This window comes from Flavobacterium sp. (genome assembly GCF_035760125.1).
Taxonomy (GTDB): Bacteria; Bacteroidota; Bacteroidia; order Flavobacteriales; family Flavobacteriaceae; genus Flavobacterium.
Genome location: NZ_DASTTN010000056.1, coordinates 1 through 11,491, shown reverse-complemented (window position 1 = coordinate 11,491; position 11,491 = coordinate 1). Strand labels below are relative to the sequence as shown.

At 36.7% G+C, this 11,491-nt stretch carries 9 protein-coding genes; 3 read left to right on the top strand and 6 right to left on the bottom strand.

Annotation, left to right across the window (positions count from 1 at the left end; translation table 11 throughout):
- The 3 genes from alaS to VFS71_RS02425 all read left to right on the top strand — a co-directional run.
- On the top strand, positions 1-2,260 hold a 2,260-nt coding region (alaS, locus tag VFS71_RS02435), incomplete at its 5' end, for an alanine--tRNA ligase (RefSeq protein ID WP_326399180.1).
- Between the two features lie 115 nt (positions 2,261-2,375).
- A complete protein-coding gene (locus VFS71_RS02430) occupies positions 2,376-3,308 on the top strand; it encodes a GSCFA domain-containing protein (RefSeq protein ID WP_326399179.1) in 933 nt (310 codons plus the stop codon).
- A 2-nt stretch (positions 3,309-3,310) separates the two neighbouring features.
- Entirely contained in the window at positions 3,311-3,931 is a 621-nt protein-coding gene (locus VFS71_RS02425) for a DUF4230 domain-containing protein (RefSeq protein ID WP_326399178.1), read from the top strand.
- A gap of 77 nt (positions 3,932-4,008) precedes the next feature.
- On the opposite strand, the gene VFS71_RS02420 is transcribed toward VFS71_RS02425, so the two are convergent.
- The 6 genes from VFS71_RS02420 to VFS71_RS02395 all read right to left on the bottom strand — a co-directional run bounded on the left by VFS71_RS02420 (position 4,009) and on the right by VFS71_RS02395 (position 11,344).
- A complete protein-coding gene (locus VFS71_RS02420) occupies positions 4,009-5,772 on the bottom strand; it encodes an aromatic amino acid hydroxylase (RefSeq protein ID WP_326399177.1) in 1,764 nt (587 codons plus the stop codon).
- A gap of 228 nt (positions 5,773-6,000) precedes the next feature.
- Entirely contained in the window at positions 6,001-6,393 is a 393-nt protein-coding gene (locus tag VFS71_RS02415; protein WP_326399176.1) for a group III truncated hemoglobin, read from the bottom strand.
- Positions 6,394-6,466: 73 nt separating this feature from the next.
- Positions 6,467-7,711 carry a threonine ammonia-lyase IlvA gene (ilvA, locus tag VFS71_RS02410; protein ID WP_326399175.1) on the bottom strand — a complete coding sequence of 415 codons (1,245 nt, stop codon included), beginning with the start codon at positions 7,709-7,711 and terminating at the stop codon, positions 6,467-6,469.
- Between the two features lie 31 nt (positions 7,712-7,742).
- Entirely contained in the window at positions 7,743-8,183 is a 441-nt protein-coding gene (locus VFS71_RS02405; RefSeq protein WP_326399174.1) for a hypothetical protein, read from the bottom strand.
- A gap of 335 nt (positions 8,184-8,518) precedes the next feature.
- The gene (locus tag VFS71_RS02400; protein WP_326399173.1) at positions 8,519-9,082 is read right to left on the bottom strand and encodes a DUF4136 domain-containing protein; all 564 of its coding nucleotides are present in this window, start codon (positions 9,080-9,082) and stop codon (positions 8,519-8,521) included.
- A gap of 282 nt (positions 9,083-9,364) precedes the next feature.
- Entirely contained in the window at positions 9,365-11,344 is a 1,980-nt protein-coding gene (locus tag VFS71_RS02395) for a urocanate hydratase (RefSeq protein WP_326399172.1), read from the bottom strand.
- Positions 11,345-11,491 lie beyond the last annotated feature (147 nt).

Genomic DNA, 11,491 nt, shown 5'->3' with positions numbered 1-11,491 from the left:
GTATGTTTCTGTTTTTGAAGGAAATCCAGATGAGAATGTGCCGTTTGACCAAGAAGCGTGGGATATTTGGAAAACGTTGATTGACGAAGATCGAATTATTCTTGGAAATAAAAAAGACAATTTTTGGGAAATGGGCGACCAAGGACCTTGTGGACCTTGTTCTGAAATTCACGTTGATATTCGTTCTGCTGAAGAAAAAGCATTGATTTCTGGTAAGGATTTGGTGAATAATGATCACCCGCACGTGGTGGAGATTTGGAATAACGTATTTATGGAGTTCAATCGTAAAGCTGATGGTTCTCTAGAGAAATTACCAGCACAACACGTGGATACAGGAATGGGATTTGAGCGTCTTTGTATGGTTTTGCAAGGAGTTCAGTCAAATTATGATACTGATGTTTTTACACCGCTAATCAGAGAAATCGAAACGATTACTGGTACAAAATATACAATTAAGGCTAAAGACGAAGCTGAGGAAAAAATAAATATTGCGATTCGTGTAATTGCGGATCACGTTCGTGCGGTAGCTTTTGCTATTGCTGACGGTCAGTTGCCATCGAACACCGGAGCAGGTTATGTAATTCGTAGAATTTTGCGTCGTGCTATTCGTTATGGTTTTACTTTCCTGAATACCAAAGAGCCGTTTATCTATAAATTGGTTGAAACTTTGAGTACTCAAATGGGAGGTTCATTCCCAGAAATTAGATCCCAAAAAGAGCTTTGCGCCAATGTGATTCGTGAGGAAGAGAGTTCGTTTTTACGTACACTGGATCAAGGTTTGATTTTGTTGGATAATATAATCGCAAATTCAAGCGAAAAAGTTATTTCAGGTAAAAAAGCATTTGAATTGTATGATACATATGGCTTTCCTATTGATTTAACTGCTTTGATCTTGTCTGAAAAAGGTTTGTCTTTGGATGAAGCTGAATTTGAATCGGAGTTGCAAAAACAAAAAGAGCGTTCTCGTGCGGCTTCAAAAGTCAAAGCAGGAGATTGGCAGATTTTGAGAGAAGATGATGATGAGGAATTTATAGGGTATGACCACACCGAAGCAATGGTGAAAATTACTCGATATAGAAAAGTTGAAAGTGCCAAAGACGGAGAGATTTTTCAATTGGTATTTAATATGACTCCTTTTTATCCAGAAGGTGGTGGACAGGTAGGAGATAAAGGATATTTTGAAACTGGAAATGGTGATGTTATTTATATCATTGACACCAAGAAAGAAAATAATTTAATTATTCATTTTGTAAAAGATTTGCCTAGTAATGTTTCTGAAACATTCAAGGCTATCGTTTATGAAAACCAACGATTTGAATCGGCAGCTAATCACTCGGCTACGCACTTGATGCACCAAGCTTTGCGAACTATATTAGGAACGCATGTGGAGCAAAAAGGATCTTTGGTAAACAGAAACAATTTGCGCTTTGACTTTTCGCATTATGCTAAAGTTACCGATGATGAAATTCAGCAAGTAGAGGATTTTGTAAATGCAAGAATTCAAGAGCAATTGCCACTAATAGAAAGACGTAATGTTCCTTTTGCGCAAGCGGTTGAAGAAGGAGCAATGGCTTTGTTTGGAGAAAAATACGGTGATACAGTTCGTGCTATTAAATTTGGAAATAGCATAGAATTATGTGGTGGAATTCACGTAAAGAATACTGCTGATATTTGGTATTTCAAAATTGTAAGTGAAGGTGCTGTTGCGGCCGGAATTCGTCGTATTGAAGCTATAACTTCGGTTAAAGTAAAAGAATATTTTGCAAGCCAGTCTGAAAAATTAACAGCGATTAATAGTCTGTTGAAAAATCCACAGGATAGTATAAAAGCTGTTGTTTCATTGCAGGAAGAAAATGCAAAATTGAAAAAACAATTGGAGGTCTTATTGAAAGATAAAGCCAAAAATATGAAAGGGGAATTGGCTCAGGAATTGCAAGAGATTAATGGTATTCAGTTCCTTGCTAAACAGGTTGATTTGAGTCCTGAAGGAGCCAAAGACTTGGCTTATGAATTAGGGACATTAGGAACAAATTTATTCTTGGTATTGGCTACAGCTGATGCTGGAAAACCAATGTTGTCTTGTTATATCTCAAAAGAATTAGTAGCCGATAAAAAACTAAACGCAGGACAAGTGGTTCGTGAATTAGGGAAATACATCCAAGGTGGAGGAGGAGGACAGCCTTTCTTCGCTACCGCAGGAGGAAAAAATGTAGATGGAATAACTGAGGCTCTGGCTAAAGCAGTTGAGTTTGTGAAGTAAAAGAATTAATAAATCAATTAAAACCCCAAATACTCCAATTTTGAAATGGTGTATTTGGGGTTTCTTATTTTAAAGTTTTTTTTATTTCGTATTTTTGAGAGGTTAAAAACATAGAATGAACTTTACAACGAAAATCGATATCCTGCAAAATCGCAATCCAATAGACTACAACTCCAAAATTGTTTCGTTGGGTTCTTGTTTTGCGGAAAATATGGGAGATAAATTCCAATATTTTAAATTTCAAAGCACAATCAATCCATTCGGAATTATTTTCAATCCGGTTTCTATTGAGAAAATTATGGATAGAGTGGTTAACGAAGATTTATTTACCGAGGCAGATATTTTTTTTCATAATGAGCGTTGGCATTGTTTTGAAGTGCATTCAGATTTAAGCCATTCGGATGCAACAGAATTATTGACAAATCTGAATCAAATATTGGTAGAAATTAAAAAACAATTGCAGGAAGCAACCCATGTGATTATTACTTATGGAACTTCTTGGGTATATCGAAATATTGAAAAAAATGCTATTGTCGCTAATTGTCATAAAGTACCCCAAAAACAGTTTTCCAAAGAGTTGCTTACTGTTGCCATTATTCAGGAAAGTATCGAAAATACCATCCGTTTGATTAAATCGATAAATCCAAAATGTAATTTCATTTTTACTGTTTCGCCGGTGCGACACCTTAAAGATGGATTTGTGGAAAATCAAAGAAGTAAATCTCACTTAATTACAGCAGTCCACAATCTGCAATCTGAATACTTCCCTTCATATGAAATCATGATGGACGAACTCCGGGATTATCGTTTTTATGCTGAAGATATGCTGCATCCGAGTCAAACGGCAATTGATTATATCTGGGAACGATTCAAGGAATCCACCATTTCGGATATGGCTTATCCTACAATGGATGCAGTCGAAAGTATTCAAAAGGGTTTGCAACACCGCCCATTTAATCCCAATTCGGAGAGCCATAAAAAATTTGAAGGTAATATTCAGTCGAAAATCGCTACATTAGTGGTTCAATATTCATTTATGAAATTTTAATTATGTTAAAGAGAATTTTAGTTGGAGCTGTACTTGTAGTGGCAATAATTTTGGCATTCAAATATTGTGAATTCAAGAAAGGAGATGAATCTTCATTAGATTACAATACCAATTTAATTCAGCAACAAATCGTAAATGTGGGTAAATTGGTCGTTACCGAAGGGCATTTCTCTGAAGTTGTGACTTATAAGAATCAACAGAAATACATGATGGATATGCTTTCGTTTGAGAAAAAAGCATTGATAATCGTTAATGCTGATGTTACTGTATCTTATGATTTGCACCAAATGAAATACGATATTGACGAAGCAAACAAAACGATCACAATTCTAAGCATTCCAAAAGAAGAAATAAAAATAAGCCCGGACATCAAGTTTTATGATGTAGAACAAAGTCAGATGAATCCTTTTACGGGAGATGATTACAATAAAATCAATAAATCGGTAAAGGCCAATTTAGCCAAGAAAATCGAAAAATCATCCTTGAAATCCAATGCTCAAAACCGTTTGATAAGCGAACTTTCCAAGATTTTGATTCTGACGAATACGATGGGATGGAAACTGCAATATGACGGTAAAGAAATCTCAAATGAAAAAGAACTACAGCAAGATTTGAAATTGTAAGGTTTATTTAAACACGAATTTCACAAATTAGCACAAATTATAATTCGTGCTAATTTGTGAAATTCGTGTCTGTAATTCTAATGTGTCGTTTCTTCATTCTCAAAAATCAACTCCAATCCATTAGAAATTAATTTTTCGATTTCAGGACGTTGTTTTTTTAAGTTTTCCAAATGCAAAAGTATCTGTTGCATTAAATTTGTTTCGTTTCGAGTATTTAAAAGCTCAATTAATTCCACAGAAAGTAGCCAGTCGTTTGGATGGTTATTTTGAAGTTTTTCAAAAATTGGTTCCAATGAAGCTGTCGTGTCATTCGATTCACGAATGCTTCTTACTGTTTGGTACAATACTTCTAGGTCGTCTCTTTCAGCAGTTTGTTTGGCCTTAATGGTTTTGCTCGAAGGTACATGCGAAATCAAATCAAAACTGTTCACATCGGCAGGTCCAGAAAAAGCTGAAACTAGTTTTTTACCCACAGCCATATCATAATTCCCCCATTCCGGTTGGAATAAAATAGTGTCTCCGTGCGTAACCGTACAGTTTTTGAAACAAATTAAGATGATTTCTCCGTGCAGATTTCTCTTTCCGGTAATAATTTCTCCAACTACTTTTATGTCACCTTCAAATTCAAGGGTGGCAGTTTGTCCTTCATAGACACCATAGGCTTTTAAGTCTCTCGGACTCATATCTTCAATGGCCAGATTGATGCCTTTTAGTTTTCCTATTGGACTGCCAAAACCTTCTGGATGTGTGCTGGTTCCATGACCAACCAATTCTTTTTCGCGATACGATAGAGCCGTTTCACCTGTGGTTTGAAAGTAGATTGGTTTTCCTTCATGTTCGATGACATTCGTAAATACTCCTGAAATCTGTAAACCGGTACTCATTTCAATGGTTCCCAATGCTTTCGAATGGATTAGTTTTTTTATTCCAGATAAACCTCCCGTACGCAAAGCCATGGTATTGGCAAACTCTTCCAAAATCAAACTCAAATAAGCAAAATCGGGAGTTACATACAGTTGCGGTTGTAATTTGGTAATATCAAAACTTTGATGAACTGCTGAAAAATCATAAGGGATTTTCTTTACGTTATCCGTCATACACCAAGCGCTTTCGCCAATAGATGACAATAAACCGGCACCGTAAATTTTTGGATTTTCCAATGTGCCTATTAAACCATATTCCACTGTCCACCAGTGTAGGTTTCTGATTTGGGCCATTTCTGATAATTCACCCATATTGTTTTGAAGATCTTCAACCGCTTTTTCGGCCGCTTCAATATCGGCCTGTGGTGTGTCTTCCGCTTCTTTCAAAATAGAAAGCAACCGAATGGCCTCATACATTTCATAATCTTTATGAGATGAAATAGCTTTACAACCTATTTCGCCAAAGCGTCTGAGGTATTCTGCATATTCTGGATTCGCAATAATTGGGGCGTGACCGGCACCTTCGTGAATGATATCCGGTGCGGGGGTGTATTCAATATGTTCGAGTTGGCGAATGTCTGATGCAATTACCAAAACATTATAAGCCTGAAATTCCATAAAGGCATTCGGTGGGATAAAACCATCAACTGCCACAGCAGCCCAGCCAATTTCGCTAAGGATGCGGTTCATACCATACATACTCGGAATGTTGTCTACTTCAATACCCGTTTTTTTCAATCCTTCAAGATAGGAACTGTGAGCTACCTTAGAGAGATAATTCACGTTTTTACGCATTACATAACGCCAAACTGCTTGATTAATTGGGGTGTAATCGCTGTAATCCTGAGCTTTGATAAACTGTTTTAAATGTTTAGGCAATCGTTCTAATAATGGATTGCTTTCTATTTTTGTGTTCATAACGAAATCGATGTAGTTTATATGCAAAAGTACAATTTTAAGAGGCGAAAAGGAAGCTTTGCAATAGAAATTATTTTTTCAATTTCTCCAAATCTTACGCGTTGGTTTTGTTAGTGTAGCAAAAGTAATACAATGGTTTTTAAAAATAAATTACCGCATATTAGCAGATTGTATTGTTTTATAATCTGCTAATCTGCGGTAATTTTATAATTATTTCTATTCTTGTTTTTACAAAAGCGGATGCTTCGCTTCATGTCTGAAATACTCAATTTTGTGATGGAACATTTCGGCCATCATTTTGCCTCTTAGTTTGGCTTCATCAGCATTTTTACCTGTAAATAAACTATCCACAGTTTCGGTGAAAATTTCCATCCAGCGGTTAAAATGCTCTTTCTCGACGGGAAGTTGTTTGTGAGGTGGAAAAGGACTTCCAGAATATGTGTGTTCTTCTAGTAGGATAGTTTGCCAAAAGCGGTACATTTTCTCCAAATGTTCCGGCCATCTGTCACCTATTTTTTCGTTGAAAATAGAACCAATCAGCTCGTCTTTTCTTACATTCGAGTAGAATGTATCTACCATTAATTTGATGTCTTCTATGTTTGTTATGTCTTTGTTTGTCATTGTTTTTTTGAATAAAATAGCCGACTCAAAGGTAGATTATAATTAGAAAAGCGACTGAAAAAGAACTGTTAATTTATCCTATCAATTGGGTAAATAGATCATGCCTTTCGTTGAGGTATTGGTATTCGAATCCTTTGGTATTCATGTTGGTTTTGATGGCATGAATATCATTTGGATTCTTTAATTCCAAACCAACGACCACCGATCCCACTTCACGACTATTCTTTTTTGCAAACTGAAAATAGGTGATATCATCATCTGGACCCAAAATGTCGTTTACAAATTCCTTTAAAGCTCCTGGACGTTGCGGAAACTGAATCATGAAATAATGCATTAATCCTTCATAAAGTAATGAACGTTCTTTAATTTCGGCAGTTCTTTCGATGTCGTTGTTGCTTCCGCTGACAATGCAGACAACTGTCTTTCCTTTTATTTCTTCCTTGTAAAAATCTAAGGCCGCTATCGTTAATGCTCCAGCAGGCTCTACGACCATAGCTTCCTCATTGTACAAGCGCAATATGGTGGTGCACACTTTTCCTTCGGGAACCAGTATAATGTCGTCTAGGTTTTTTTGGCAAATGTTAAAAGTCAGATCGCCCACTTGTTTTACAGCGGCTCCATCTACAAATTTATCGATGGTGTCCAGTGGGGTGTTCTTGTGATTGGCAATTGAAGTTTTCATCGAAGGAGCGCCTAGAGGTTCTACTCCGATGATTTTAGTATTTGGGCTTAATTGTTTGAATACGGTTGAAAGCCCAGATGCCAGTCCGCCACCACCTATAGGCACAAATACATAATCAATTGGCTCATTGTAAGTGTCCAAAATTTCCAATCCAACAGTTCCCTGACCAGCTATGACTTCTAAATCATCAAAAGGATGAATAAAAGCTTTGTTGTTTTGTGTGGCGTCGGCTATTGATTTTGTATAAGCATCATCAAAAGTATCGCCTGTCAAAACAATTTCTACATATTTTTTTCCAAACAATTGAACTTGTTTTACTTTTTGCTTGGGTGTCGTTTTTGGCATGTAAATTTTGCCCATTATTTTTAAAAGATGGCAAGAAAAAGCAACGCCTTGCGCATGATTTCCAGCGCTAGCACAGACAATTCCGTTTTCTTTTTCGGAAGTGTTGAGCGTACTCATTTTGTTGTAAGCTCCTCTTATTTTGTAGGATCGAACGATTTGCAGGTCTTCGCGTTTCAGCAAAATATTTGCCCCAAACTCTTCTGATAAATTTAAGTTTTCAATCAGGGGAGTAGGAGAGATTACGTCTTTAAGTTGTTTTTGTGCCTGTTGTACGGCTTTAAATAAAGTCATTTTTTTAGTATTTGGAATTTAAAATTTTGAATTAAAATGAATCCATTGGTTCTAATTCAGCTATTTTTGTGGCTAATTGTTGGATTATTTCTTTGTGCGTTTTACTAGTATAAACGCAATAATCATTTTCCTGAATAATTTGAAAGGCATTGATAATTGATGTGACTTGTTTTTCTTTTTCATCGGAATTTGGAAACTTTAATAGTAGAATTTGGTAGGTAGAAAGCTCAGCTTCAGTCTGTAAATAACATTTAAAAACTTCAATAACTTTTTCCATTTGATAAACTATGTTTTGAACTGCTTCTTCTGTTTCAGTAAACGTAATAGTAAAACGATATAAATTTACTGTTTTACAAAAAACTACTAAGAAGCTGTTTATATTTATTTTTCTTCGAGTAAAAATAAGGGCTACTTTATTGATTAATCCTTCATGTTTTTCACTAAAAAGTGTTATCGTAAATTCTTGTTGCATTGCTGATTAGTTTGTTTTTGGTTTAAAAAAAAGCCTTTCTCTATTTCGAACTGAGAAAGGCTTTATTAGAAAATAGAATCCTGACTCGTCATAAGACACGAATAATGATAATTACTATAATGATAATTGTTACTGAATTTTTCATGTTTTTCTAAAATAAAAAACCTCCCGATGTGGGAGGTTTCATAAATGTATATTGATTACTTATTTATATAACACCTCGCCATAATTATCGAATGATAATTATAATAATGACAATGATGATGCTAATTAAGTTTTTCATTTTTTATTGCTTAGACTGTAAATGTATTCATTTTAATGAATTGAACAATAAATTATTTTTTCTTTTCTTTATTTTCCTTTGTTTCGGGTTTTGCAGGAGGATATTGTGCCAAAATTTGGGTAACAATATCATTGACTATCGCATCTTTTTCGGTCATGTCTTTAGAAAGGGTTCCAGTACCTTCACCTTGCCAGATTAACTCTTTCTTTTTGGCGTCGATAAGATCAATGTATAATGTGCCTTCTGTAGAGGAACTCACATAAGTTTGTCCTCCATACATATAAGGATTCCATCCCCATCCCCATCCGTAGCCATAACCGGCATTGAATTGGTTTACACTGATTTCTTCTCGGGATTTGGTGAAAATATTAACCAATAAATCGGGAGTTTCACTTTTGGTAAAACCTTTGGCCTGTAATTGTTGGTCGATGGCGTTCAGGATTCTTTTTTTATCCAAATCGGAAATTTCGACTTTGTCAATACCCGATTTCATAAAAGCAAACGTTTTGTATTGCGTAAAATCAACCGATTTGTCATAATCAGAATATACTTTTACAGTGTCGCATGAGGCAACTATGAAAAGTAATAATAGAGGTAGGAGCTTAAATGTTTTCATGTTTTGTTTGATTTATGGTGGTGTAAATAAACTACAAAAATCGTACCAATTTTGCTACTCTAAGGTAGTTAAAAAAAATCATTTTTCAAAAACTTCTCCCAAATACATTTGCTTGCAGTTAGCTGTGTTAGCCCTGATAGCAGCGGAAAGCATTTTTTGATAAACGAGTATTTTTTTCTTGAACAAAAAAAGCGACCAATGGAAGCTCTTTTTGTTCTTAGAAAAAAACGAGTTTATGAAAAATCTTGAAGCGAATAGCAGGATTAGCTCCCAGAAAACATCTTAATTTAATAATTGATCGTCAACTAAATTGGGTAGCGTAACTTTCAACAATGGCTCTACTTCCATAGCACGTTTTATAGCAAAAACAGCGCCTTCGTTTCTGGCCCAGCTGCGTCTTGAAATTCCGTTATTGACATCCCAAAAAAGCATCGAAGCCAAGCGACGGGAAGCTTCTTTGGAACCGTCCAGTACCATTCCGAAACCACCGTTGATAACTTCTCCCCAACCTACACCACCACCATTGTGAATGGAAACCCAGGTAGCACCACGGAAACTGTCGCCAATCACGTTTTGAATAGCCATATCTGCGGTGAATCGAGATCCGTCATAAATATTGGAAGTTTCTCGGTAAGGTGAATCTGTTCCCGAAACATCGTGATGATCACGACCTAGAACAACCAATCCTATTTCTCCTTTGGCAATAGCCTGATTGAAAGCTTCGGCAATTTTTACACGACCTTCTGCATCTGCGTATAAGATTCGGGCTTGTGAACCCACAACCAATTTGTTTTCTTGTGCACCTTTTATCCACTGAATATTATCCTGCATTTGTTGCTGAATTTCTATTGGAGCAGTTTTGGCCATTTCTTCCAAAACTTGACATGCAATAGCATCAGTTTTGGCTAAATCTTCAGGATTTCCAGAGGTACAAACCCAACGGAAAGGACCAAAACCATAATCAAAACACATAGGTCCCATAATGTCCTGTACATAACTTGGGTATCTGAAATCAATATTATTCTCGGCCATAATATCGGCTCCGGCACGAGAGGCTTCCAGTAAAAAGGCATTACCATAATCAAAGAAATACGTTCCTTTGGCTGTGTGTTTGTTGATGGCTGTTGTGTGACGACGCAATGTTTCCTGTACTTTTTCCTTGAATAAATCAGGATTATTGGCCATCATATCATTGGCTTCTTCAAATGAAATTCCAACCGGATAATATCCGCCCGCCCATGGATTGTGAAGCGAAGTTTGGTCGGAACCCAAATCAATATAAAGGTTTTCCTCGTCAAATCGTTCCCAAACATCTACCACGTTCCCGAGGTAGGCGATAGAAACAGTTTCATTATTGGCTTTCGCCAAAGCTACTCGTTGTACCAATTCGTCAATGTTTTCAACAACTTCATTTATCCAGCCTTGACTGTGGCGAATGTGCGTGATTTTTGCATTTACCTCTGCACAAACCGTGATACAACCCGCAATATTTCCGGCTTTCGGTTGCGCGCCACTCATTCCTCCAAGTCCGGAAGTCACAAATAATCCACCTTTTGGACTGCGTTTTATTTTTCTAAAACCGTTCAAAACCGTGATTGTCGTTCCGTGCACAATTCCCTGAGGACCTATGTACATATAACTTCCTGCCGTCATTTGTCCGTATTGGGAAACGCCTAAGGCATTCATTTTTTCCCAATCATCAGGTTGAGAATAATTTGGGATTACCATTCCGTTAGTAACCACAACTCTCGGCGCTTCTTTATGGGAAGGGAACAATCCCATCGGATGCCCAGAATACATTGTCAACGTTTGCTCATCGGTCATTTCCGATAAGTACTTCATCGTCAATAAATATTGTGCCCAGTTCGAGAAAACAGCACCGTTACCGCCATAGGTAATCAATTCGTGTGGATGTTGTGCCACTGCATAATCAAGATTATTCTGAATCATCAACATGATAGCCTTGGCTTGCTCGCTTTTTCCAGGATATTCCGAGATTGGGCGGGCATACATTCTATAATCAGGACGCAAACGGTACATGTAAATACGACCGTAAGTTTCGAGTTCGTTGCGAAATTCAGGGATTAACTCAGCGTGATGCTTTGGTTCAAAATAACGTAAAGCATTTCGAAGCGCTAGTTTTTTCTCTTCGTCAGACAAGATTTCTTTCCGCTTTGGCGCGTGATTAATGTTGGCTTCATACGGTTTTGGCTGTGGTAATATAGAAGGAATTCCTTGTTGTATTTGTTCTTGAAAAGTCATTTTTTTTGTTTTTAAAATCTAAAATTAATCGTTCTAATAAGCATCTGTTGGGCGAGACCCCATTAAGAAAAGTGGCCTACTTGTCGTTGTGGTTAGTCGGCCACTTTCCTTAATACGGTCGGGCTATCCGCACTACTTCGGTAGTTT